The sequence below is a fragment of the Streptomyces sp. NPDC004610 genome (genome assembly GCF_040609715.1).
Taxonomy (GTDB): Bacteria; Actinomycetota; Actinomycetes; order Streptomycetales; family Streptomycetaceae; genus Streptomyces.
Genome location: NZ_JBEXLA010000033.1, coordinates 1 through 24,694 on the forward strand (window position 1 = coordinate 1; position 24,694 = coordinate 24,694).

Genomic DNA, 24,694 nt, shown 5'->3' on the forward strand with positions numbered 1-24,694 from the left:
ACCTCCAGTACAAGAACCAGAAGGTCGACTTCATCGACGCGATGTGGGCCGTCGTCAACTGGCAGGACGTGGCCCGCCGCTACGCCGCCGCCAAGTCCCGCGCGGATGTGCTGCTGCTGGCGCCGTGACGCCGTGGCCCATCCCTGAGCGCCCTGCCTCGTGATCGTCTTCTCACCGCTCACCGGGCAGGCGGAGGAAAGGAAGCCCCCGCGAGGACGTGACTCGCGGGGGCTTCCCCTTGCCCGGCGGCCCGGTCAGTCGACCCCGCGCAGATAGATTCTCGCCCGGCCGCCGTCCAGCGGGGCGACGGTGACCTCCAGCGCGTTGAGATCACCACCGCAGGGCGCGCACACCGGCCCGGTGGTGACCCCGTCGAGCGTCTCGGGCTCGGGCAGCCCCAGCCGGGCGAACGGGGTGGTGGGCCAGTACTCGGCCGCCGTGAACGCCGCCTCGGCCCGCCGCACGAGCGGCTGCTCGGGCTCCAGGCCCGCCACGAACCGGTCGGCCTGCGCCTCCGGCACGACGAAGGCCAGCAGCAGACCGTCGTCCTGGAAGCCGCGCTGCACCGCCGCCTTCCGGTCGGTCGCCGTCTCCGGGACCGTCACCCGCAGGAACCCGGCGACCCGCGCGAAATCGACGCCCTCCTCCCAGTACGGGACCTCCTGGCGCCCCGCGCCCGCCGTCCGGTCCCCGGAGCCGTCGGCGGGGACGGTGCCGGTGCCGGTGCAGCCGGCGAGGGTCAGCGCGGCGAGGGCGGCGGTGGCAGCGGTGAGGGTCCGGGTCACAGGTTGCTGAAGTCCGGGCCCTTCGTGCGGGTGCGCTTCAGTTCGTAGAAGCCGGGGACCGAGGCCACGGCGAGGGTGCCGTCCCAGAGGCGGGCCGCCTGCTCGCCGCGCGGGGCCGGGGTGACGACCGGGCCGAAGAAGGCGACCTCGGTGCCGTCGGGGCCGGGGACCGAGATCACGGGGGTGCCGACCTCCTGGCCGACCTTGTCGATGCCCTCCTTGTGGGAGGCGCGCAGTTCGGTGTCGTAGGTGTCCTTGTCCCACTGGTCGATCAGATCGGCCGGGAGGCCGGCGTCGGCGAGGGCGGCGGCGATGCTCTCGCGGTTGACGCCGAGGCCCTCGTTGTGGAAGCGGGTGCCGAGCGCGGTGTAGAGCCTGCCGACGACCTCGTCGCCGTAGCGCTGCTGGGCGGCGATCACCACGCGGACCGGGGCCCAGGTGGAGCCGCCGGGGCGCATGTTCTCGGCGTACTCCTCGGGAATTTCGTCGAGCCGGTTCTCATTGAGCACCGCCAGGCTCATCACATGCCAGCGGATCTCGATGTCCCGGACCCTCTCCACTTCGAGGACCCAGCGGGAGGTCATCCAGGCCCAGGGGCACACCGGGTCGAACCAGAAGTCGACCGGGGTGCGGGGGGCATCGGTGGCGGAGGGTGTCTCGGACATGGCTCTCCCTGGGAAGGTGGGCTGTACCCGGCGCAACACCACTCCTCACCACCGCATTCCCGGGTGCCCCCGGTCAGGGGCACATGGCAGGATCGGGCCTGACCGCACAGCGAACAGCAGCCGAGGGAGTACCGCCCGTGCCCGGTGAGAATCTGACCCGTGACGAGGCCCGGGAGCGGGCCGCCCTGCTGTCCGTCGACGGGTACGAGGTGTCGCTCGATCTGCGCTCGGCGCTGGGCGAGCACACCGGACAGGGGCCGCGGACCTTCCGCTCGGTGACCACGATCCGGTTCCGCTGCGCCGAGCCGGGCGCGAGCAGCTTCGCGGATCTGGTGGCGCCCGCCGTCACCGCCGTCTCCCTCAATGGGCGGGATCTCGATCCGGCCGAGGTGTTCGACGGGACCCGGATCGCGCTGGAGGACCTGGCCGCGGACAACGAGCTGATCGTGGACGCGCGGTGCGCCTACTCCCGCACGGGTGAGGGGCTGCACCGGTTCGTGGACCCCGAGGACGGCGAGGTCTACCTCTACACCCAGTACGAGCCGGCCGACTCACGCCGGGTCTTCGCCAACTTCGAGCAGCCGGACCTCAAGGCGCCCTTCCGGTTCGAGGTGCGGGCGCCCGAGGAGTGGACGGTGTGGAGCAACGGCGCCGGGACGCTCACCGACGGGGTGTGGCGGTTCGCGGAGACCCGGCCCATCTCGACGTACATCACCTGTGTCGTCGCCGGTCCGTACCACTATGTGACGGATTCGTACGAGCGGGTGTTCGAGGACGGGGGGAGGGTGGAGATCCCGCTGGGCGCCATGTGCCGCAAGGGGCTCGCGCCCTACTTCGACTCCGACGACATCTTCCTGGTCACCAAGCAGGGCCTCGACTTCTTCCACGACCACTTCGACTACCCGTACCCGTTCGGGAAGTACGACCAGGCGTTCGTGCCCGAGTACAACCTCGGGGCGATGGAGAACCCGGGGCTGGTGACCTTCCGCGAGGAGTACATCTTCCGGGGGAAGGTCACCAGGGCGTCGTACGAGGGCCGGGCCAACGTCATCCTGCATGAGATGGCGCATATGTGGTTCGGCGACCTGGTCACCATGGAGTGGTGGGACGACCTGTGGCTGAAGGAGTCCTTCGCGGACTTCATGGGCGCCTTCTCGCTGGTGGGGGCGACCCGGTTCACCGATGGGTGGATCACCTTCGCCAACCGGCGCAAGGCATGGGCCTACCGCGCCGATCAGCTCCCCTCCACCCACCCCGTCACCGCCGACATCCGCGACCTCCAGGACGCCAAGCTCAACTTCGACGGCATCACCTACGCCAAGGGCGCCTCGGTGCTGAAGCAGCTCGTGGCGTACGTCGGCCAGGACGCGTTCCTGGAGGGCGCCCGCCGCTACTTCAAGCGGCACGCCTACGGCAACACCCGGCTGGGTGATCTGCTGTCCGTGCTGGAGGAGACCAGCGGGCGGGACATGGGGGCGTGGTCGGCCGCCTGGCTCCAGACCGCCGGGGTCAACTCCCTCACCCCGCAGACCCTGCTCACGCCCGAGGGGCGGATCGACGAGCTGGCGGTGGTGCAGGAGGCGCCCGAGTCGCATCCCCGGCTGCGCCCGCACCGGGTCGCGATCGGGCTCTACCGGCGCACGGCCGGTGGCGCGCTGGAGCGCTACGACCGCGCCGAGGTCGACGTCGACGGGCCGCGCACCCTCGTCACCGAGCTGGCCGGGGCCGAGGCGCCCGCACTGGTGCTCGTCAACGACGACGATCTGACCTACTGCAAGATCCGGTTCGACGCCACCTCGCTGGCCACCCTGCGGGAGTCGCTCGGCACGATGACCGACCCGCTCGCGCGGGCCCTGTGCTGGACCGCCCTGTGGAACATGACCCGGGACGCGCTGCTGCCCGCGCGGGAGTTCGTCGCCCTGGTGCTGCGGTTCGCGGGGCGCGAGAGCGACATCGGTGTGCTTCAGATGCTGCACGCCTGGGCGCAGTCCGCGCTGGTCCACTACGCCGCGCCGGAGTGGCGGGCGGAGGGCGGGGCGCTGTTCGCCGAGGGCGCGCTGCGGGAGTTGCGGGGGGCCGAGCCGGGCAGTGAGCACCAGCTCGCGTGGGCGCGGTGCTTCGCCGCGGTGGCCTCCGGCGAGGGGGATCTGCTGTTGCTGCGGGGGCTGCTGGAAGGGGTGGAGAAGGTCGACGGGCTGGAGGTCGACCAGGAGCTGCGGTGGGCGTTTCTGGAGCCGCTCACCGTGCACGGGGTGACCGGGGAGCGGGAGCTGGCCGCGGAACTCGCCCGCGACGACACGGCGTCCGGCAAGCGGCACCAGGTGCGGTGCCTGGCGGCGCGGCCGTCGGCGGCGGTGAAGGCGCAGGCGTGGGCACAGGTCGTGGAGTCCGACGCGCTGTCCAACGCGCTGGTGGAGGCGACGATCGCGGGGTTCGAACAGCCGTCGCAGCGGGAGTTGCTCTCGCCGTATGCCGAGAAGTACTTCGCGGCGATCGAGGGGGTGTGGGCGGAGCGGTCCATTCAGATCGGGGTGGATGTGGTGCGGGGGTTGTTCCCGGGGTTGGTGGATACGGAGGGGACGGTGGTGGCTGCGGATGCGTGGCTTGCTGCGCATGCGGGGGCGGCGCCTGCGTTGCGGCGGTTGGTCATCGAGGCTCGGGATGATCTGGCTCGGGGGCTTCGGGGGCAGGCTTGTGATGCCGGGGCTGCGGAGGGGTGAGGACCGGTTGAGTGCCGGGTGCGGGTGGTATGTGGCTGGTCGCGCAGTTCCCCGCGCCCCTGAAAAGATGGGGGCGTTGCCCCGCTCGGCACTACAAAGGCCCCCGCGTATTCGGCAGGCGAACATTCGTCCTTTAGTGCTTGGTTGTCCTGATTTGCCGACGACTGTGTAACAGGGGTTAAGGAGGGGACCGGACGCGGGAATCCCCGGGGCATGAACCACGACACCCCCCTCACCCCGTCCCAGGTCTCCCCCGCCTCCCCCCTCACTCCGCGCCCGCTCGGTCAGTTGGACGCCTCGCGGCGTCGGGTGCTGACCTCGGGGCAGTTGCGGGCGCACGGGGTCTCCGCCGCCGAGGCCCAGGAGCAGTGCCGTGCCGGAGGCGCCTGGCGGCAGTTGCTGCCCGGCGTCTTTCTGCTGCACTCCGGGCCGCCGACGAGCGAGGAGCGGCTGCACGCGGTGCTGATGTACGCCTCCCGCGAGCCGGTGCCCGTGGTGCCCGCGCAGCCGGGGTCCCCTGGGGCGCAGCCCGCGGCGGCGTACTCCGAGGTGATGATCACCGGGCTGGCCGCGCTGAATCTGCACGGGTTCACCGCCGCGCCCCCGCTGCCGGCGCTGGAGCAGCTGGATGTGCTGGTGTCCCGGATGCGGCGGCTGCGCTCCACCGGCACCGCGCGGATCGTACGGGCCTCCGCGCTGCCGACGCCCCAGCAGCGCACCGGGCTGCCGGTCGCGCCGGTGCCCAGGGCGCTGGCGGACGCCGTGGCGCAGCTGACGGACGCGGGGCTGGTGCGGCGGCTGCTGACCGAGGCGGTGCGCGGCGGGTACTGCGAACCGGGCGCGGTGGTACGGGAGCTGGATCAGGCCAAGCTGCTGGGCCGGGCGCATGTCGTGGACGCGGTGGACTCGCTGCTGGCGGAGGGCCGGGCGCTGGCGGAGGAGCGGCTGTACCGGATGGTGCGGGAGTTCGGGCTGCCGGACCCGGTGTGGAACGTGGAGCTACGGCTGCCGGGCGGGCCGCGGCTCGGGGGCATCGACGCGTTCTGGCCGGACCAGTCGGTCGCGGTCGAGCTGGACACCCGGGCGCCCCGGCTGGGCGATCCGCAGGACGAGGACGCGCTGTGGTCGGAGTACGCCCGTAAGCGGGAGCATCTGGAGCGGCTCGGGGTGACGGTCGTCCACCTCACCCCGCGCAAGCTGCGCGACACCATGGAGCAGCAGGCGACGGTGGTGCGGACGGCGCTGATGACGGCCGGGGAGCGGGAGCCGGCCGCGTATGTGGTGGTCCTGCCGAGATGACGGGGGAGCCGCCGGGTGCCACGGTCGGTCGGTCATGGCCGTGGCCGTGGCCGTGACGCCCGGCGGGGTCGTGCGAGGTCGTGCGGGGTCAGTCGGCGCAGTACTCGGCTTCGATGATCGCCTGGGTGTCGCCGGTCCAGTCGGCGTTGAGGTTGAGGGCGAGGCTGTGCTTGCCGTCGCCGGTGGTGTAGGACTCGGAGGTCGAGCCGTGGATGCCGCCGCCGTGGCCCCAGACGGTGGTCCCGCAGGACAGGTCCTGCTTGATCAGGCCGAGTCCGTAGGTGGCGTTGGGGATGCCGGGGGCGACGATCGTGGTCTTCATCGCCTTGAGCTGCTCGGGCGGGAGCAGCTTGCCGCGCAGCAGGGCACTCATGAAGCGGTTGAGGTCGTTGTTGTCGGAGACCATCTCACCGGCCGCGCCGGCCGCGGAGGGGTTGAAGACGGTGACGTCGTAGGACGGGCCGTCGGACGTCTCGGCGAGCTTGGAGTAGGCGCGGGTGTGCGGGGAGCCGAGGGTGGGGCGGCCGGCCGGGACGAAGGTGTCGTCCAGGTCGAGGGGTTCGATGATGCGGTCGTCGATCGCTTCGCCGTACGGGCGGCCGGTGACCGCCTCGATGACCATTCCGGCCAGGATGTAGTTGGTGTTGGAGTAGCTCCACGAGGTGCCGGGGGTGAAGTTCGGCTCGTGCTGCATGGCGACCGCGACGAGTTCCTCGGGGGCCCAGGTGCGGTAGCGGTTCCGGTCGAAGCCCTCCTTGAGGAAGATCTCGCGGGCGAAGGGCTCGTCGCCGGTGTAGTTGAAGATGCCGCTGGTGTGGTTGAGGAGCTGGCGGACGGTGATCTTCCGGCCGTCGTTGCCATTGCCGGTGACCAGGCCCGGCAGCCAGGTGTCGACGGTGTCGTCGAGGTCGAGTTCGCCCTCGGCCTCCAGTTGCAGCAGGACGGTCGCCACGAAGGTCTTGGTGATGCTGCCGACCCGGTAGCGGTCGTCGGCGGAGCGCGGGGCGCCGGTCCTGAGGTTGCCGACGCCCTCGGTGGCCCGCCAGGTGCCCTGGGTGTCGCGGGCGGTGGCCGTCACGCCGGGCACTCCGTCCTGCACGGCCGCGCGCATCGCGTCGCGGGTCGCGCTGTGGCCCTGGCTCTGGCTCTGGCCTTGGCTCTGGCCCTTGCCCTGGTCCTTGTCGGACGGTGCCGCGAACGCGGGCACGGCCAGGGCCAGCGACAGCGTCACCGCGGTGGCCGCCACCAGGGTCGCCCGTGCACGTACGGTCATGTCGTTCCCCCTTCTCGCCCGTGAGCCGTCGCGCTCCGGGCCGTGATCTCGGTCGGGGGCGAAGACCTGACGGGTTTCGTGGAGGTTGCTCGCCCTGGGGCCGGTTGAGTGCCTTTCGGCCGACCTTCAGGTCTTCCTGAGGACCAGCTCGGTGTTGCGGTCGCGGGCTCCGCCGCTCAGATCGGTCCGGCCGCCGGGGGCGTTGAAGGAGAGCTCGCGGTACAGGGCGGCCAGTCCGGTCTGGGAGAGGTCGGTGAAGTCGGTGCGGTGCGGGGCGGCGGACTCGACCAGGGTGGTGAACAGGGAGATCGTGCCGTCCTTGTTGTCGGTGAGTTCCACGATCCGCGCGTGGTGCGGGAAGTCTATGTGCGAGGCGGTGGAGATCTCCCAGAAGGACGACCGCCCGTCGGGGCCGGGGCGGGCGGTGACGGCATTGCGGTGGATGTGGCCGTTCACCCAGGCCAGGACGTTTCGGTGCCGGTTGAGCAGGGCGACGACCTCGGCCCCGTTGTGGCGGCGCTCGCCGGGGCGGGCGGGGTCGGGGCGGGGGTTGTCCATGGAGTCGCTGGTGTGGTGGCTGAAAATAATCGCGTAGGCGTCGCTGTGCTCGGTGAGGGTGCGGTCGAGCCAGTTCAGCTGGGCGGTGCCGAGAGAGCCCTCGTAGTGGCCGCCGGCGTCGGTGGTGTCCAGGCTGACGCCGATGATGTCGTCGGCGATCCGGAAGGAGTAGTACTGCGTCCCCGCCTCGATGTTGGCCGTGGAGTAGCCGTGGCCGACCGGGCCCATCCCGGTGTACTTCGGGTCGAGGTGGGCCGTCAGGTACTCGGTGGCGGTGAAGGGGGCGCGGCGCGGGTCCGGGGTGACGGGGCGCAGTTCGCGGGCGTGCGCCTTGAGCAGGTCGCGGAACTGGGTGCCGATCGGGTCCTTGGCCTTGCGGATGGCGTCCTGGAGCTTCTTGGACTCGGCGGCGGGCAGGCTCATCAGCTTTCTGCCGCCGGTGGCGAAGTCCCGGAGGTAGGGGTCGCCGTGGCCGTAGCAGCCGAGGGGGAGGGAGTCGTGGTTGCCGACGGTGGAGTACCAGGGGAGGTTCAGGCCGGGGCTGTTGACCTCGCGCCGGGCGGCGGCGAGGAAGCCCTCCAGGTGCGGGAAGCCGCGCTGCTTGTCGGCGTCGCGGACGGGGGCGTCGGGCTGCCAGTACCCGGTGAGGCCGCTGTTCATGACGCCCTCGTGGCGGTGCGGGTCGCCGGAGTCCGGGGTGATCCGGCCGCCGCTCATGACCGTCAGGAACCAGTCGAGTTCGGTGCGGCAGTTGTTGTCGGTGTTGTCGCCGGTGGTGATGGCGAAGCCCAGCGGGGCGCCGGTGACGGGGGCGGCCCGCAGCGCGTTGATCCGCTCCACCAGGGAGACCGCGCCCTGCACGGTGAGCGCCTCCTGCGGGCGCCAGGCGCGCACATCCGCCGAGCGCAGGAACTCCAGGCGCAGCGGGTGCTGCACATCGAGCAGATGCAGATCGGTGACCTGCACGAAGGCGGCGAGCGGGGTACGGCGGTCCGCGCGGCCGGACTTGGCGGCGGCGAGGTCGGTACGCAGGACCCGACGCCAGCCGGGCCCGTCGCCCAGCCGCCGGTATCCGCTCCCCGCGCGCGGGGCGGCGACGGAGACGAGGGTGGTGGCGCGGGTGTAGGGGGCGGGGGCGGCGGCCGAGGTGGCCGGGGCTGCGGCGGCCGGTGCGGCCGGGGCCGCCTGGCTGTCGGTGGGGCGCAGGGCGTGGCCGATGCCCGCGGAGAGGGTCACCGCCCCGGCGGTGGCGAGGACGGCCCGGCGGTTGAGGGCGAGGCCGCCCTCGGCGGCGGTTTCGGCGACAGAGCGTGTGCGCGGCATGGCGCGATCTCCCCGAGTGCGAACGCGTCGACGGTGGGGGCGGGGGCCGCCGAGTGCGGTTCCCTCGCCTCTCCGGATGCTTGGCACCGGGGGTGACCTGCGCGTTAACGAGACGACAACGGGTGACACCGATCGGAGGACGGCGGCGCCCTCCGGGGAGACCGGCCGCCGGACGGTCACTGAGCGTTCATCTGGCGGGGTACCGGCGCGACACCGACGACGAGTGGGGCAGCGCCCCGCTGTTCAGGGGCGCGAGGAACCGCGCGACCAGCCCCCACCCACCGCAACCACCCACCCCCACCCGCACTCACCCCCACACCCCAACCACCCCCAACCCCCCACAACCCCCACCCAATCCCATCGCGGGTTTTCCCCATTTCCCCAGCGGCTTCCGGTCAACTCTCCCCAAACCCACATCCCTTGCGAAAGGCTGGGCGATCGTCCGGAACCGCATTCCGGACGCCCTCGACCGTCACTGATCAACTCGCTGATCAACCCGACGGACACTCACGGACAGCTGTCGTCCTTCTTCTCCAAGGGATGCCGATGACCCAGACCCCCGAGTCGATACCCGGCGCGAGACGCGTGGCCCGGATCGCCGTGGCCGCCGGCCTCGTCGCCGCGCTGGCCGCAGCCGGGCCGATCCCCGCCGCCGTCGCCGCCACCGACCCCGCGCCCACCGCGGACCCGGCCGTCAAGCCCGCCGAGGACAAACTCGGCTCCGCCGACGCCGAGCTCCTCGCCGAGGCCAAGGCCGGCGGCGACAAGACCGTCACCCTGATGGTCGCGACCGCCCCCGGCGCCACCGAGCAGGTCGCCGGCCAGCTCGGCGCCGTGGACGGCGGCCTGGTCGGCAAGACCTACGACCGGCTCGGCTACGTCCGCGCCACGGTCCCCACCGGCAGGGCCGACGCCGCGATCGCCGCCGCCGCGAAGCTCTCCTCCGTGCAGGCGATCGATCTGCGCGAGGAGATCCCGCTGGAGGACCCGCGCCCCGACGCCGGAGCCAAGGGCGGGAAGAGCGCCGCTGGCACCTACCCCGCGCCGGACAAGAACACCCCCGCGGAGAACCCGTACAACCCGTCCTTCGAGACCGGTGCCGTGGACTTCGTGGACGACCACCCGAAGGCGGACGGCCGCGGGATCACCATCGGCATCCTGGACTCCGGGGTCGACCTCGGCCACCCGGCGCTCCAGAAGACCACCACCGGCGAGCGCAAGATCGTCGACTGGGTGACCGCCACCGACCCGGTGGTGGACGGCGACGGCACCTGGCGCCGGATGACCGCCTCGGTCAACGGCCCCACCTTCACCGTGACCGCGCCCACCGGCGTCCGCGAGACCTTCACCACCCCCGCCGGCGCCTTCAAGTTCAACTACTTCTCCGAGTCCGCCACCAACGGCGGCGACATGGCCGGTGACCTCAACCGCGACGGCGACCGCACGGACATCTGGGGCGTGCTGTACGACGCGGCGAGCGGCACGGTCCGGATCGACCTCGACGACGATCTCGACTTCACCGACGAGACCGCGCTGAAGCCGTACAAGGACGGCTACCAGATCGGCTACTTCGGCACGGACAACCCGGCGACCGCCATCGCCGAGCGGATCCCGTTCGTGGTCGAGGTCCGCAAGGACGTCGTCTACAACGACGCCGGTGCCAAGGCCGACTACGTCAGCATCGGTGTCATCGAGGGCTCCCACGGCACCCATGTCGCCGGGATCACCGCCGCCAACAGCCTCTTCGGCGGCGAGATGAACGGTGCCGCGCCCGGCGCCAAGCTGGTCTCCTCGCGCGCCTGCACCTGGAGCGGCGGCTGCACCAACATGGCCCTCACCGAGGGCATGATCGACCTGGTCGTCAACCGCGGTGTGGACATCGTCAATATGTCCATCGGCGGTCTCCCGGCGCTCAACGACGGCAACAACGTCCGCGCCGCCCTCTACACCCGTCTGATCGACGAGTACGGCGTCCAGCTCGTCGTCTCCGCGGGCAACGACGGCCCCGGCGTGAACACCATCAGCGACCCGGCCCTCGCCGACAAGGTGATCTCGGTCGGCGCCACCATCTCCAAGGAGACCTGGGCCGCCAACTACGGCTCCCAGGTGGAGAAGCGGTACGCCATGATGCCGTTCTCCTCGCGCGGCCCCCGTGAGGACGGCGGCTTCACCCCGACGCTGTCCGCGCCCGGCGCCGCCATCAACACCACCCAGACCTGGTCGCCCGGCGGCCCGGTCGCCGAGGCCGGTTACGCCCTGCCGCCCGGCTACTCCATGCTCCAGGGCACCTCGATGGCCTCCCCGCAGGCCGCCGGTGCCGCCGCCCTGCTGCTGAGCGCCGCGAAGCAGCGCGGTCTCGACCTCACCCCGGCGACCCTGCGCACCGCCCTGACCTCCACCGCCGACCACGTCAAGGGCGTGCAGGCGTACGAGGAGGGCGCGGGCCTGATCAATATCGAGGACGCCTGGGAGTCGATCCGCGACGGGGCCACCGCGCACGAGTACACCGTGAAGGCGCCGGTGGACACCGCGATCGAGCAGTACCTGGAGACCCCCGGCTTCGGCACCGGTCTCTACGACCGCGAGGGCGGGCTGAAGGCCGGGCAGAAGAAGACGTACGACATCACGGTGACCCGGACCACCGGCGCCGACCGGGCCCTGCGGCACGAACTGCACCTGGAGAACAACGCCGAGGGCACCTTCCGGATCGTCGGCTCGGACGAGGTGCGGCTGCCGCTGAACCAGCCCGTCACCGTCAAGGTGCAGGCCGCGCCGAAGTCGGCCGGGGTCAAGAGCGCGATCCTGGAGGTCGACGACCCGCGCACCGAGGGCATCGACCAGCAGGTGCTGAACACGGTCGTCGTCGCCCAGCCCGTGAACTACGCCTTCGCCGCGTCCGGTTCGGTCCAGCGCAACAGCTCGACCTCCTACTTCGTCACCGTGCCCGAGGGCGCCAAGACGCTGGAGGTGGCGATCGGCGGGCTGAAGGACAAGAGCCAGACCCGGTTCATCAGCCTCCACCCGTACGGTGTCCCGCTGGACGAGAACTCCACGCCGTACTGCTACAACAACTACCTCGACGGCAACGGCTGCCGCCCCGACGTCCGTTCCTACGCGAACCCGGCGCCGGGCGTCTGGGAGATCGAGGTCGAGTCCCGGCGCACCTCACCGCACCTGGACAACCCGTACCGGCTGGATGTCACCGTGCTCGGCGCCGACTTCGCGCCGGAGACGGTGAGCCTGCCCGAGGTCCGGGCCGGTGTCCCGGCCCCGGTCTCCTGGACGGTCACCAACAACAAGGCGCCCATCGACGGCAAGCTGGCGGGCGGCGCGCTGGGTTCGTCGCTGGCCGAGCGGCGCACGGTCGGCCAGGGCGAGGCGCCCGTGTACGAGGTCGTCGTCCCCGAGGGCGCGACCCGGCTGGACGCGTCGATCGGCAACACCGCCGACCCCGCCGCCGACCTCGACCTCTACCTCCTGAACGCCGCCGGGAACGTCGTCGCGCAGGCGGCGGACGGCGACTCCGAGGAGGCGGTCTCGGTCGCCGACCCGGCGCCCGGCACGTACTACGTGCAGGTCGACGGCTACTCGGTGCCGACCGGCAGCACCGCGTACGACTACCTGGACGTGTTCTTCTCCTCCGCGCTCGGCACCGTCTCGGTCGACGGTTCCGGTCCGGTGAAGCTGGGCACGGGTGAGTCGGCGCAGGTCTCGGCGACGGTCACCGCCACCGCTCCCGCCCCCGCCGGGCGCTCGTTCTTCGGCGAGGTCGGGCTGGTCACCGCGCGCGGCACCACCGCGGGCACCGGCCATGTGGCGATCGGCACGGTGACTCCGTAGTACCGGTGAATCCGTAGTACCGGTCACTCCGTAGTACCGGTGACTCGGCAGTACCGGGCGGGCGTTCCCTGGGGGGCGCCCGCCCTTCCGTTTGCCCGGCCCGGCCCCGCTAGCCGCAGGGCAGGGCGGTGGACTCGGGCAGGCTCTGGGCGAGGAGCGCCGCCTCCCGGCGGACGTCGGGGTCGCCGACCGCCAGCAGATCGGCGTCCTGGCCGTCGACCCGGGTGGCGATCAGGACATGGTCGCCCGCCACCAGCGGGGGCAGGGCCTCCTCGTCCCGCTCGAAGGTGATCCGCCGTTCACCGCCCTCGGCGGGCTTGTAGTACGTGGTGACATCCAGCGTGATCCGCGCCCGCCCGCCGTCCGCGCCGGTCAGCGGCCGTACGGCGGTGATCTCGCCCTCGGCGACCAGGACCGTGCAGGCCAGATGGCGGGGGCTGCCCAGCGCCGTGGACGCCTTCGCCTCGCCCCCGGACGCCTGGTCCGCGCCGCTGCTGCTGTCGGCGGCGCCCAGGCTGTCGCCGCCCCGCACCACCAGCCAGCCGAGCCCGGCGACCAGGGTGGCGGCACAGGCGACGGCGAGTACGCCCAGCGCGACGGCGAAGGGGCGGCGCCCCCGGCGGGGAAGAGGGGGCGGCTCGGGAACGGGGTCCGGTCGGGGGGCGGGTTCCGGGACGGGCTCGGCGGCGGGGGCGGGTTCCGGTTCGGTCAGGGCGTCGGCGATCAGCCCGAGCTGTTCGCGCAGCGCGGTGACATCGGCGCGCGCCGAGGCGTACTCGGCCATGAAGGCGGCGTCGGCGCGGGCGGCGGCGGACGGCGGCTCGTCCATGAGCACCGCGAGCAGCGGGTCCGGGGCGTCGTAGGCCCCCCGCGAACCGTCACGGCCGTCACGGCCGTCGGAGCCCTCGGAGCCGTCCCGACCGTCCCGGCCGTCGAGTCCGTCGGGGCCGTCGTGTTCGACGGACACGTCACACCACCTCGTCCTCGTGCAGCCGGGCGCGCAGGGCCCGGACCGCGGTGTGCAGCCTGCTCTTGACCGTCCCCTCGGGGATGCCCAGCTGCTCGGCTATCCCCCGCACCGGCAGATCGGCGTAGAACCGCAGGACCAGCACCTGGCGCTGGGGGCCGGGCAGTTCGTCCAGTCCGCGGGCGACGGCGAGGGAGAGCAGCCGGGACTCCTCGGCCGACGGGAGCGCGGGTTCGTGCAGGGCGGCCAGGCGTTCACCGAGGCGTTCCTGACGGCGTTTGGCGCGGTGCCAGTCCATCGCGAGGTTGGAGGCGACGACCGCCGCCCAGGCGGAGACGTCCCTCGGTGCCTCACGGCCGCTGGCCGCCCGTTCCAGCAGCCGCAGGCGGACCTGCTGCACCCCGTCCGGCAGGTCCGCCTGCGGCACACCGCCGAGCGCGAGCACCGCCCGCACCCGGCGTTCCTGGGCCGCGTCCAGCGGGTCGTCCGCCGAGCGGTCCGCCCCCTGGCCGCGGCGCGCGAATCTGCGCAGCACAGCCACCCCTCTCCTCGCCGCGTTTCCTCTACGACGCCGGGGGGCGCCGGAACGTTCGCGGAATTCGGCGACGACTTTCGGACCACGCCCCTCCACTTCTTCCGGCCATCGACTTCACACCTTCTCCACTGCCACCATGTGCCCCATGACGTACATCACCAAAGGCGGCAACACCCCTGTCCCCGCTGCTCCCCTGCGGGTGGCGGTCGGCCGCGCCGACGTTCCCGGCACCCCGGCCGTGGACGCCTCCGCCCTGCTGCTGGACGCCACCGGACGGGTACGGGGCGATGCCGATCTGGTCTTCCACAACCAGCCCCGGCATCCCTCGGGCGCGGTCCGGCACGCGGGCGTGGGACAGGGCGCCGGGCAGTCGGCCGAGTGGCTGGAGCTGGATCTGCCGAACCTGGAACCGGCCGTGCAGCGCGTGGTGATCGCCGGTTCCTGCGACGGCGGGACCTTCGGGCAGGTACCGGGGCTGTATGTCCAGGCGGTGGCCCCGGACGGCGCCATCGCCGCGCACTACGCGGTGACGGAGGCCGCCGCCGAGACGGCGTTCGTGCTGGGCGAGTTCTACCGGCGGGACGGGGCGTGGAAGTTCCGCGCGGTGGGCCAGGGTTACGCCTCGGGGCTGGCGGGACTGGCCACGGACTTCGGGATCGAGGTGGCGCGGGAGCCTGCGCCGGTCGTCGCCCACGGCGTTCCCGGGGGAGCCGCGGTACCGGTCCCGGATCGGGTGCCCGTACCGGTCCCGGATCAGATGCCCGTACCGGTCCCGGATCAGGTGCCCGTGCCCGGTCGGATGCCGGTGCCCGTGACCGGGGTCTCCAAGTCGGCCGCCCCTCCCCCGGCCACCCCCGTGCCCGCCCTGGGTACGGACTTCCCGCCCTTCGTCCGGACCGGCAACGGCAATGACGTCGTCACCGTGGACACCCCCCTGGCCCCGGGGCCGGTCATCGTGGAGATGCGCGTCAAGGGTGACGACTGGCTGTGCGTCGAGACGCTGAACCGGCGCAACAAGGAGGACAAGCTGGTCTTCAACTCCACCCTGCGCGATCTGCACGGCCGTGCCCTGGTCCAGCCGCCCGAGGGCCGTCCGCTGCGGCTGCGGGTGAAGTACGCCGGGGAGTGGTCGCTGCGGATCCTGCCGCTGACCGCCGCCCGCCCGCTCGACACGGACACCGTCAAGGGCCGGGGCCCCGACGTCCTGGTGCACACCGGCACCGAGGGCGATGTGAAGGCCCGGTTCGACGGCGGCCCCGACCGGGACGCCTGGCTGCTGATCACCGGGCACCGGCCGGAGGACCTGACCGACCTCGACCGGCACGATCTCCTGGTCAACGAGACCGGCAAGCTGAAGGAGACCTTCCCCCTCCCGGCGGGCCCGCACCTGGTGGTGGTCGAGAAGGCCGACGGCGTCTGGCAGCTCACCCCGCGCCCGCTCCCGGTCCGCGACCCGTCCAAGGGCCTGAAATCCGGGGTGTACGAGGGCCGGGGCGAGCGGACGATCACGATCGCCAACCCCCGGCCGGGCCGCCCGGCGCTGCTGCGCTACGAGTTCCGGGACGTCGAACGCCGCTACGACCTCCAGGTGTGGCGGCTGGACGAGTACGGCGACGAGACCGAGTGGCTGTCCGGCGAGACCACCGGGACACGCGGGGTGGCCGCTCTGTTCGGCCGGGGCCAGGACGAGATACGGGTCCGGATCAAGCACAGCGGGGACTGGACGCTGCGGGTGCTGCCGGAGGAGGACGCGCCCCTGCTGACCGGCCCGGCCGAGGGCACGGGCTCGACCCTGCTCCGCTACCAGGGCCCGCCCGCCCTGATGACCGTCCGCCAGACCTCCCGCTCCAAGGACGCCTCGGTCCTCGCGAACGCCCTGAACCACCCCTACGGCAATACGGCGATCATCGCCTCGGTGAAGGGCCGCCGTCCGGTGCTGGGGCCGGTGTGGGTGGACCTGGGCGGCACCTGCTTCATCGTGGTCGCCGCCCAGGAGGACACACCGTGGCGGCTGGAGCCGGAGCCCTGGGGGGCGGCGACCGGGCTCGGGCGGCGCACCCAGGGCGTCGGCTATGGAGTCGTACATCACACCGGGCCGGACACGGAGATCGTGTTCGCCTCCACCAGCGGGCTCCAGCACCTCTATCAGCTGGACGAAAATCTGTTCCCCGCCCGCAAAGTCACCGGATCTTCCGATCCCTACCGCGTCTCGGAGGGATTCCTCCAGGTGCGCGCGCTCGGGGAGTGGACCATCGAACTGCGCGGGCGGCAGGAGTGACCGTCCGGGGTCCGGGCAATCGATTGGACATATCGACCGGGGTCCCCCGCATGATGGAGACACCGCGAGACCCAGGTCGCCCCGGGTACGAGCACACGCAGCACGAACGCAGCACGCAGTCACGCTAAGGAGTCGTCGTGAGGGTCGGAATCGTCGGAGCCACCGGTCAGGTCGGCACGGTCATGCGCAGGATCCTGGTGGAGCGGAGCTTCCCGGTCACCGAGCTGCGTCTGTTCGCCTCGGCCCGCTCGGCGGGGACGGTCCTCGACGGGGTGACGGTGGAGGACGCCGCCACGGCGGACTACGCGGGCCTGGACATCGTGCTGTTCTCGGCGGGCGGCGCCACCTCGCGGGCGCTGGCCGAGAAGGTCGCCGCGCAGGGCGCCGTGGTGATCGACAACTCCTCCGCCTGGCGGCGGGACCCCGAGGTGCCGCTGGTCGTGTCCGAGGTGAACCCGCACGCCGTCGCGCACCGCCCGAAGGGCATCATCGCCAACCCGAACTGCACCACCATGGCGGCGATGCCGGTGCTGAAGCCGCTGGCGGCCGAGGCGGGTCTGGAGGCGCTGGTCGTCGCCACGTACCAGGCGGTGTCCGGGTCGGGTCTCGCCGGGGTGGACGAGCTGTTCGAGCAGATCAAGAAGGTCGGCGACGACGCGCCCAAGCTGACCCACGACGGTACGGCGGCCGAGTTCCCGGCGCCCAGCCAGTACGTGGCGCCGATCGCGTACAACGTGCTGCCGCTCGCGGGCTCGATCGTGGACGACGGGCTGAACGAGACCGACGAGGAGCAGAAGCTGCGCCACGAGTCCCGCAAGATCCTGGAGATCCCCGAGCTGAAGGTCTCCGGCACCTGTGTCCGCGTCCCGGTGTTCTCCGGGCACTCGCTCCAGGTCAACGCCCGCTTCGCCCGCCCGATCTCCCCGGAGCGGGCCACCGAGCTGCTCGCCGAGGCGCCCGGCGTGGTCCTCACCGATGTCCCGACCCCGCTCCGGGCGGCCGGGCAGGACCCGTCGTTCGTGGGCCGGATCCGCCGGGACGAGACGGTGGAGAACGGGCTGGCGCTGTTCATCTCCAACGACAACCTCCGCAAGGGCGCCGCGCTGAACGCGGTGCAGATCGCGGAGCTGGTGGCGCGGGAGCTGTCCGCGGCGAAGTAGCCGCGGACAGTGGATCAGGGGCGGTCACCCGGCGACCGCCCCTTTCCCCTGCCCCGGGGACACCCCGGGGTGTCCCCTACCCCGGGGTGTCCCCGGGCGACCCATGCACCTCCCGCACCGAACCGTCACCGGGCGACCCCGGCACCTCCCCCACCCGACCATCCCCGGCCAGCCCAGGCACCTCCCGCACCGGCCCATCCCCGGGCAACCCAGGCACCTCCTCCACCCGACCATCCCCGGCCAGCCCAGGCACCTCCCGCACCGGCCCATCCCCGGGCAACCCAGGCACCTCCCGCACCCGACCATCCGCGAGCGGCCCCGGCACCGGCCCATCCCCAGGCCGCCCAGGTATCTCCCCGGGTGGCCCCGGCACCTCCCCCACCAGCCCATCCCCAGGCAACCCAGGCACCTCCCCCACCCGACCCTCGCCCGACGCCCCCGGCACCTCCCCCACCCGGCCCCCGCCGGACGGCCCCGGCGCCCGTACCCCCCACACCACCGCCGGTACGGCGAGCAGGGCCGCCGTGCCGCCCAGGAGGAGCGCGCCCGAGGGGCCCGGTCCGTCCAGGGCCCGGCCGCCGCTGAACGCGCCCAGCGCTATCGCGCTGTTGAAGACCCCGGCGAACAGCCCGGACGCGGCCTCGCGGGCGTGCGGCGCGGCAGCGGTCAGCCAGTTCTGCGCGGAGACGGAGACCCCGCCGTAGGCCAGTCCCCAGAGCAGCAGCAGGGCGATGGACGCGGCGGTCGAGTCGCGCGCCGGGACCAGCAGGACGACGACGGTGCCGATGGCGGCGGCGAGCAGCAGCAGCGCCCGGTGCGGGGCGCGGGCGGCGAGCGGACCGGCGGCGAAGTTCCCGGCGACGCCCGCGACCCCGTAGCCGAGCAGCAGCAGACTGATCTGCCCGGCGCCGGTGCCGGGCAGCCGCTCCAGGACCGGGCGGACATAGGTGTACGCGGCGAAGTGGCCGGTGACCAGGAGGGCGACGGCGAGCAGTCCGCGCCGGACGGCGGGGGCGCGCAGCAGGGCGGCGACGGTGGACAGCCGTATGGGGTGCCCGGCGGGCAGCGGGGGCAGGGCGCGGGCCAGCAGCGCGGCCACCACCAGGGCGAGGACGGCGAGCGCGGCGAATGCCCAGCGCCAGCCTGCCAGCGCGCCCAGGAAGGTGCCGGCGGGCACCCCGAGCACCGAGGCCACCGCGATCCCGCTGAAGATCACGGCGGTGGCCCGGCCGACCCGGGCGGCCGGCACGATCCGTACGGCGAGTCCGGCGGCGACCGCCCACACCCCGCCGATGCACACCCCGACCAGGGCGCGGGCGATCAGCAGCACGCTGAAGTGCCAGGCGAGGGCGCACAGCAGATCGGCGGCGGCGAGCAGGAGCAGCAGGACGCACAGCACCCGGCGCCGGTCGGCGCGGCGGACGGCGACCGGGAGCAGCGGGGCGGCGAGGGCGGCGATCAGTCCGGGCAGGGTGAGGGCGAGACCGGCGGTCCCGGCGGACACCCCGAGGTCGGTGCCGAGGGAGGTGAGCAGTCCGACGGGCAGCATCTCGGCGGTGACCACACAGAAGGTGGCGGCGGCGAGGGCCAGCACGGCGGTCCAGGGGCGGACGGGGGCGGTGCCGGGGGCGTGGTGCGGCGCGGTGGCGGCGCGCGCGGGGGGCGTGGAGGGCATGGCTCCAGCCTTCGGCGCGAAAGCGCCGGGAACAATGGCGTTTTCCTCACCCTTCCATGAGCAGGACTCATCGATCGGCAAGGGGAGGGGTGCGGGTGAGCGGGCTGGACCTGCGCGAACTGGAGTGTTTCCTGGTGCTCGCCGAGGAACTGCACTTCGGCCGGACCGGGGAGCGGCTGTATGTGTCGCAGAGCCGGGTCAGTCAGCTGCTGCGGTCGCTGGAGCACCGGATCGGCGCCCGGCTGGTCCGGCGTACCAGCCGCCGGGTGGAGCTGACCCCGCTGGGCGCCCGGCTGCGGGCGGAGCTGGGCCCGGCGTACGGGGCGCTGCGGGCGGCGGTGGACGGGACGCGGGCGGCGGCGCGGGGCACGGCCGGGGAGCTGCGGCTGGGGTTCCAGGGCACCTCGGACGCCCTGCTGACCGGGGTGGTCGCGGCGTTCGAGGCGGCGTATCCGGGGGTGCGGGCGCGGCTGGTGGAGGTGCCGTTCGCCGATCCCTTCGGGGCGCTGCGGGCCGGGTCGGTGGACGCGGCGGTGGTGCTGCTGCCGGTGGAGGAGCCGGATCTGACGCTGGGCCCGGTCTTCTCCCGGCAGCGGCAGACGGTGGCGGTGGGGCGCGGGCACGCCTTCGCGGGGCGGGCCTCGGTGGACGCCGCCGAGGTCGCGGCCGAGCCGCTGGTCACCGCGGCCGGTACGGCGCCGGGTTACTGGCGGCGGGCGCAGGCCCCGTCGTCGGTGCCCGGCCCGGTGGCGGGCACCCTTCAGGAGGGGCTGGCCCTGGTGGCGGCCGGGCGTGCGGCGATGCTGCTGTGCCGTCCGTCGGCCGAGTACCACGGCCGGGAGGATCTGCGGTACGTCCCGGTGGAGGGCCTGCCGGAGTCGGCGCTCGGCCTCATCTGGCGCCGGGGCGAGGAGACGGAGCCGGTCCGGGGGCTGGCGCGGGCGCTGGAGCGGGAGGTGGAGCGGGATGTGGAGCGGGATGTGGCGGCCGGGGGGACCGGCGGGGAGCGCCCCGGCTCAGGCCCGCCGCAGCTCGTACAGAAAGCATCCGTACTCGACCGCGCGGACATGGACGAGGGCGACCTCGGGGTCGGTGAACGCCTCGGTGAGGGCGTCGGTGAAGTCGTCGGGCGGGGTCACCAGGTGTCCGCCGAGGATGCGCCCGTTGGCCGAATAGCGCCGTAGGACGCGGGGAGCGTTGGTGAAGGCGAGGGCGGTGCCGTCCTCGGGTCCGGCGCAGTCCTCGGCGTGGATGAACACCGGGCCCTGCTCGTCGTAGGCGCCCGGGTCGGCGCCGGTGCCGGCCGCCCAGCGGCGCAGCGGGGCGTAGGCGACCAGGGCGATCAGCTCGCCGGGGCGGCTGCGGCGCAGACAGCAGCGGAGCGGGGCGCCGCCCTCGTCGTCGCGGACGGGGCGCGGTGGCCGGCCGGCGTCGTCGAGGTCGCGGAGTTCTTCCAGGGTCGCGGTGTCGATGGGCCGGGGGGTGCGGGGTGTGGTGCGCGGGGTGGTCATACGGGCCAGCGTGGCCGGTGGGCGGAGCGGTTACCGGCGGGTTTTGGACATCGCGTTCGGTGTGGGTGACGTGGAAGGATGGCGCGAACGACACATCACGAGGAGATGACCGCGTGCCTGGCACAAACCTGACCCGCGAAGAGGCGCAAGCGCGCGCGAAGCTGCTGACCGTGGACTCGTACGAGATCGATCTCGATCTGTCCGGCGCGCAGGAGGGCGGGACCTACCGGTCGGTCACCACCGTGCGCTTCGAGGTCGCCGAGGGGGGTGCGGAGTCCTTCATCGACCTGGTGGCTCCGGCGGTCCACGAGGTGACGCTCAATGGGGACGCGCTCGACCCGGCCGAGGTCTTCGAGGACTCCCGGATCGCGCTCCCGGGGCTGCCGGCCGGCCCGAACGTGCTGCGCGTGGTCGCGGACTGCGCGTACACCAACACCGGCGAGGGCCTGCACCGCTTCGTGGACCCGGTGGACGACCAGGCGTATCTCTACACCCAGTTCGAGGTGCCGGACGCGCGGCGGGTGTTCGCCTCCTTCGAGCAGCCGGATCTGAAGGCGACCTTCCAGTTCACCGTGAAGGCCCCGGCCGGCTGGACCGTCATCTCCAACTCGCCGACCCCCGAGCCGCGCGACGACATCTGGACCTTCGCGCCGACGCCCCGGATCTCGTCGTACATCACCGCGCTGATCGTCGGCCCGTACCACTCGGTGCACAGTGTGTACGAGAAGGACGGGCAGTCGGTGCCGCTGGGGATCTACTGCCGTCCCTCGCTCGCCGAGCACCTGGACTCGGACGCGATCTTCGAGGTCACCCGGCAGGGCTTCGACTGGTTCCAGGAGAAGTTCGACTACGCGTACCCGTTCGAGAAGTACGACCAGCTCTTCGTGCCGGAGTTCAACGCGGGCGCGATGGAGAACGCGGGCGCGGTGACCATCCGCGACCAGTACGTCTTCCGCTCGAAGGTGACGGACGCGGCGTACGAGGTGCGTGCGGAGACGATCCTGCACGAGCTGGCCCATATGTGGTTCGGCGATCTGGTCACCATGGAGTGGTGGAACGATCTGTGGCTGAACGAGTCGTTCGCCACCTACACCTCCATCGCCTGCCAGGCGTACGCCCCCGGCTCCCGCTGGCCGCACGCCTGGACGACGTTCGCGAACTCCATGAAGACCTGGGCGTACCGCCAGGACCAGCTGCCCTCCACCCACCCGATCATGGCCGAGATCCGCGATCTGGACGACGTCCTGGTCAACTTCGACGGCATCACCTACGCCAAGGGCGCCTCGGTGCTCAAGCAGCTGGTGGCGTATGTCGGCATGGACGCTTTCTTCGCCGGGGTGCAGGCGTACTTCAAGCGGCACGCCTTCGGCAACACCCGCCTCTCCGACCTGCTGGACACCCTGGAGGAGACCTCCGGCCGTGACCTGGGTCTCTGGTCCACCAAGTGGCTGCGGACCGCCGGGATCAACATCCTGCGCCCGGAGATCGAGACCGACGCCGATGGCGTCATCACCTCGTTCGCGGTCCGCCAGGAGGCCCCCGCGCTGCCCGCCGGCGCCCAGGGCGAGCCCGTGCTGCGCCCGCACCGGATCGCGGTCGGCCTCTACGGGCGGGACGCGGCGAGCGGCAAGCTGGTCCGGCTGGAGCGGGTCGAACTGGATGTCGACGGCGAGCTGACCGCCGTACCGGAGCTGGCCGGGAGGGCGCGGCCGGAGGTGATCCTGCTCAACGACGACGATCTGTCCTACGCCAAGGTCCGGCTGGACGACAGCTCGCTCGCGTATGTCACCGAGCACCTCGGGGACTTCGCGGACTCGCTGCCGCGCGCGCTGTGCTGGGCGTCCGCCTGGGACATGACCCGGGACGCCGAGCTGCCCGCCCGCGACTATCTCTCCCTGGTGCTGTCCGGCATCGGCAAGGAGTCCGACATCGGGGTGGTGCAGTCCCTCCAGCGGCAGGTGAAGCTGGCCATCGACCTGTACGCCGACCCGGCCGCCCGGGAGGCGCTGCTCACCCGCTGGACCGATGCCACCCTCGCCCATCTGCGGGCGGCCGAGGCGGGCGGCGACCACCAGCTGGCCTGGGCGCGGGCGTTCGCGGCGACCGCGCGTACCCCCGAGCAGCTCGATCTGCTGGAGAGCCTGCTGGAGGGCACCCGGACCGTCGAGGGGCTGGCGGTGGACACCGAGCTGCGCTGGGCGTTCGTGCACCGGCTGGCGGCGGTCGGCCGCTACCAGGAGAGCGAGATCGCCGGGGAGTACGAGCGCGACCGGACCGCCGCCGGTGAGCGGCACGCGGCCAGCGCGCGGGCGGCCCGTCCGACGCCGGAGGCCAAGGCGGAGGCGTGGGCGTCGGTGGTGGAGTCCGACAAGCTGCCGAACGCGGTGCAGGAGGCGGTGATCTCCGGCTTTGTGCAGACCGACCAGCGGGAGCTGCTGACGCCGTACACCGAGACCTACTTCACCGCCCTCAAGGGGGTGTGGGAGTCGCGGTCGCACGAGATGGCCCAGCAGATCGCGGTCGGGCTGTACCCGGCGGTGCAGATCGCGCCGGGGACGCTGGAGCGGACGGACGCGTGGCTGGCCGAGGCGGAGCCGAACGCGGCGCTGCGGCGGCTGGTGTCGGAGTCGCGGGCGGGCGTCGAGCGGGCGCTGCGCGCCCAGGCGGCGGACGCGGCGGCGGCACAGTAGGAGCGGCACGGAGGGAGGGGGGCGGCCGGTGGGCCGCCCCCCTTCGGTGTACCGGTCAGGACCCGCACACCCGTTCCGCGATGTCCAGCATCGTCCGCACCTGGAGGCCCGTCTGGGCCGGGATCGGTACCCAGCGCGGGGCGTAGGTCTTGTCCAGTTCCTGGCACCACTCGCGCACCAGGTCGCCGAGGGCGTCGGCGGTGGCCGGGTCGGTGGGCAGCAGGACCCGGCGCATCATCCCGGCGGCCCGCAGCGGCATCCGGCGGGCGGCGATGGCGAGGGTGGCGAAGTGGCCCCGGGAGCCGGTGCGTTCCTCGGCGGCCCAGGTCGCGGCGACCGACGGGGCGACCTCGATCAGCTCCCGCGCGGCGTCCCGCAGCGGGGCCAGCGCCCCGGGGACGGCGCTGTCGGCCGGGTCCGCGGCGGCGCGGAGCACGGCGGCGAGTTCACGGGTGCGGCCGACGAGGAGGGCGCCGATCCGGGCCACCTCGCGGCGCGGGTCGGGTGCCGGGCGGTCGTCGGCGACGGCGGGCACGGCCCAGGCGGGCGCCTCGACCAGGGTGGTGAGGGTGCCGTAGCGGCGCGGGTAGAGCCAGGTGGACTCGGCGACGAAGCCGCTGGGGTCGCGTTCGTCGCCCGCCGGGCCGCCGGGGCGGATCAGGACGCCGGGGCGGTCGGGCAGCCAGTCGGGGCCGTCGCAGGGGTGGTCGTCCAGCGGGACGCCGAGGCGGGCGGCGGTGGCGCGGAAGGCGTGGGCGGCGCCGGGGACCCGGCGGGTCATCATGGCGAAGGCGCCGCCGAACTCGATGCCGTGCAGGGTGAACTGCGCGGTGGGCCGCAGTTCGTCCAGGAGCCGGACCAGGGTGGCCGACTCCGGCATCGGCCGGCGGGCGCCGCCGGGGGCGGGCAGCGACTCGGGCTGGCGGGCGAACGCCGGCCGGTAGAAGCGCAGATGGCACTCCTCCAGCGAGGGGGCGACGTCCTCGGGGACCCAGCTGTGCGCGAGGCGGGCGCCGTCGGGATCCAGACAGAGCAGGAAGTGCCAGGTGCAGCCGAGCCGGGCCAGGGTGTCCGGGCGGTGGGCGAGGAGGCGGGCGAGGCGGAGCGCGGAGGCGCCGCCGACGGGTTCATTGGCGTGGGCCCCGGCCACGGTGAGGATGTTCCGCTCTCCGTGGCCGGCCGACAGAAGCCAGAGCGGGCGCCCGGCACGGCTCTCGCCGACGGCCCGCAGCCGCAGCGCGCCGGGCACCGCCGAGGCCAGCGCGCGGGCCCGCCGCTCCAGTTCACCGACGGCCGGATATCCCGGATGGCACGATGTCCGCACGCTGGTACCCCGCTTCGCTCAGGCGCCCTGGGAGTTGCTGTCCCCGGTGGTCTCCTTCTTGTCCAGCGGGCGAATCACGATCTTCTCGGCC

16 protein-coding genes and 1 pseudogene are annotated in these 24,694 nt (G+C 73.0%); 8 read left to right on the forward strand and 9 right to left on the reverse strand.

Annotated features, from left to right (window positions below; translation table 11 throughout):
* Positions 1 to 128 (forward strand): Fe-Mn family superoxide dismutase (locus ABZX40_RS30480; protein WP_355744997.1); only part of this gene is annotated, 128 nt, incomplete at its 5' end.
* 126 nt (positions 129 to 254) lie between these two features.
* On the opposite strand, the gene ABZX40_RS30485 is transcribed toward ABZX40_RS30480, so the two are convergent.
* Both ABZX40_RS30485 and ABZX40_RS30490 read right to left on the reverse strand, forming a co-directional pair.
* Positions 255 to 785: a hypothetical protein gene (locus tag ABZX40_RS30485; protein ID WP_355744743.1), complete on the reverse strand. Its 531-nt coding sequence runs from the start codon at positions 783 to 785 to the stop codon at positions 255 to 257.
* Entirely contained in the window at positions 782 to 1,450 is a 669-nt protein-coding gene (locus ABZX40_RS30490; protein ID WP_355744746.1) for a DsbA family protein, read from the reverse strand. The genes ABZX40_RS30485 and ABZX40_RS30490 overlap by 4 nt, the downstream gene beginning before the upstream one ends.
* A 137-nt stretch (positions 1,451 to 1,587) precedes the next feature.
* On the opposite strand from ABZX40_RS30490, the gene pepN (ABZX40_RS30495) reads away from it, so the two are divergent.
* On the forward strand, positions 1,588 to 4,170 hold the full coding sequence (pepN, locus tag ABZX40_RS30495; RefSeq protein ID WP_355744749.1) for an aminopeptidase N: 2,583 nt from the start codon (positions 1,588 to 1,590) through the stop codon (positions 4,168 to 4,170).
* A gap of 213 nt (positions 4,171 to 4,383) precedes the next feature.
* The gene (locus tag ABZX40_RS30500; RefSeq protein WP_355744752.1) at positions 4,384 to 5,469 is read left to right on the forward strand and encodes a hypothetical protein; all 1,086 of its coding nucleotides are present in this window, start codon (positions 4,384 to 4,386) and stop codon (positions 5,467 to 5,469) included.
* Positions 5,470 to 5,557: 88 nt separating this feature from the next.
* On the opposite strand, the gene ABZX40_RS30505 is transcribed toward ABZX40_RS30500, so the two are convergent.
* The gene (locus ABZX40_RS30505; RefSeq protein WP_355744755.1) at positions 5,558 to 6,742 is read right to left on the reverse strand and encodes a serine hydrolase domain-containing protein; all 1,185 of its coding nucleotides are present in this window, start codon (positions 6,740 to 6,742) and stop codon (positions 5,558 to 5,560) included.
* A gap of 126 nt (positions 6,743 to 6,868) precedes the next feature.
* Positions 6,869 to 8,623, reverse strand: coding sequence for a TIGR03767 family metallophosphoesterase (locus ABZX40_RS30510; RefSeq protein WP_355744757.1), 1,755 nt, complete (start codon positions 8,621 to 8,623; stop codon positions 6,869 to 6,871).
* A 546-nt stretch (positions 8,624 to 9,169) separates the two neighbouring features.
* Between ABZX40_RS30510 and ABZX40_RS30515 the strand changes: the two genes are divergently transcribed.
* A complete protein-coding gene (locus ABZX40_RS30515; protein WP_355744760.1) occupies positions 9,170 to 12,463 on the forward strand; it encodes a S8 family serine peptidase in 3,294 nt (1,097 codons plus the stop codon).
* A gap of 109 nt (positions 12,464 to 12,572) precedes the next feature.
* On the opposite strand, the gene ABZX40_RS30520 is transcribed toward ABZX40_RS30515, so the two are convergent.
* Both ABZX40_RS30520 and ABZX40_RS30525 read right to left on the reverse strand, forming a co-directional pair.
* On the reverse strand, positions 12,573 to 13,430 hold the full coding sequence (locus ABZX40_RS30520; RefSeq protein ID WP_355744763.1) for a hypothetical protein: 858 nt from the start codon (positions 13,428 to 13,430) through the stop codon (positions 12,573 to 12,575).
* A gap of 1 nt (position 13,431) precedes the next feature.
* On the reverse strand, positions 13,432 to 13,971 hold the full coding sequence (locus ABZX40_RS30525; protein WP_355744766.1) for a sigma-70 family RNA polymerase sigma factor: 540 nt from the start codon (positions 13,969 to 13,971) through the stop codon (positions 13,432 to 13,434).
* 139 nt (positions 13,972 to 14,110) lie between these two features.
* On the opposite strand from ABZX40_RS30525, the gene ABZX40_RS30530 reads away from it, so the two are divergent.
* Together ABZX40_RS30530 and ABZX40_RS30535 are read left to right on the forward strand one after the other, a co-directional pair.
* Positions 14,111 to 16,243 carry a TerD family protein gene (locus ABZX40_RS30530; RefSeq protein ID WP_355744769.1) on the forward strand — a complete coding sequence of 711 codons (2,133 nt, stop codon included), beginning with the start codon at positions 14,111 to 14,113 and terminating at the stop codon, positions 16,241 to 16,243.
* Positions 16,244 to 16,380: 137 nt separating this feature from the next.
* Positions 16,381 to 17,403: an aspartate-semialdehyde dehydrogenase gene (locus ABZX40_RS30535; protein WP_355744772.1), complete on the forward strand. Its 1,023-nt coding sequence runs from the start codon at positions 16,381 to 16,383 to the stop codon at positions 17,401 to 17,403.
* 76 nt (positions 17,404 to 17,479) lie between these two features.
* On the opposite strand, the gene ABZX40_RS30540 is transcribed toward ABZX40_RS30535, so the two are convergent.
* Entirely contained in the window at positions 17,480 to 19,078 is a 1,599-nt protein-coding gene (locus tag ABZX40_RS30540; protein ID WP_355744774.1) for an MFS transporter, read from the reverse strand.
* 95 nt (positions 19,079 to 19,173) lie between these two features.
* Here ABZX40_RS30540 and ABZX40_RS30545 point away from each other — a divergent pair.
* Positions 19,174 to 20,025, forward strand: a pseudogene (locus tag ABZX40_RS30545) (LysR family transcriptional regulator); the annotation flags it as partial.
* A gap of 69 nt (positions 20,026 to 20,094) precedes the next feature.
* Here the strand turns inward: ABZX40_RS30545 and ABZX40_RS30550 are convergent.
* The gene (locus ABZX40_RS30550; protein ID WP_355744777.1) at positions 20,095 to 20,589 is read right to left on the reverse strand and encodes a DUF1203 domain-containing protein; all 495 of its coding nucleotides are present in this window, start codon (positions 20,587 to 20,589) and stop codon (positions 20,095 to 20,097) included.
* A gap of 113 nt (positions 20,590 to 20,702) precedes the next feature.
* Here ABZX40_RS30550 and pepN (ABZX40_RS30555) point away from each other — a divergent pair, with 113 nt between their 5' ends.
* Positions 20,703 to 23,279 carry an aminopeptidase N gene (pepN, locus tag ABZX40_RS30555; protein ID WP_355744780.1) on the forward strand — a complete coding sequence of 859 codons (2,577 nt, stop codon included), beginning with the start codon at positions 20,703 to 20,705 and terminating at the stop codon, positions 23,277 to 23,279.
* 55 nt (positions 23,280 to 23,334) lie between these two features.
* Here the strand turns inward: pepN (ABZX40_RS30555) and ABZX40_RS30560 are convergent, their stop codons facing one another.
* Positions 23,335 to 24,603 carry a M14 family zinc carboxypeptidase gene (locus ABZX40_RS30560; RefSeq protein WP_355744783.1) on the reverse strand — a complete coding sequence of 423 codons (1,269 nt, stop codon included), beginning with the start codon at positions 24,601 to 24,603 and terminating at the stop codon, positions 23,335 to 23,337.
* Positions 24,604 to 24,694: the final 91 nt, after the last annotated feature.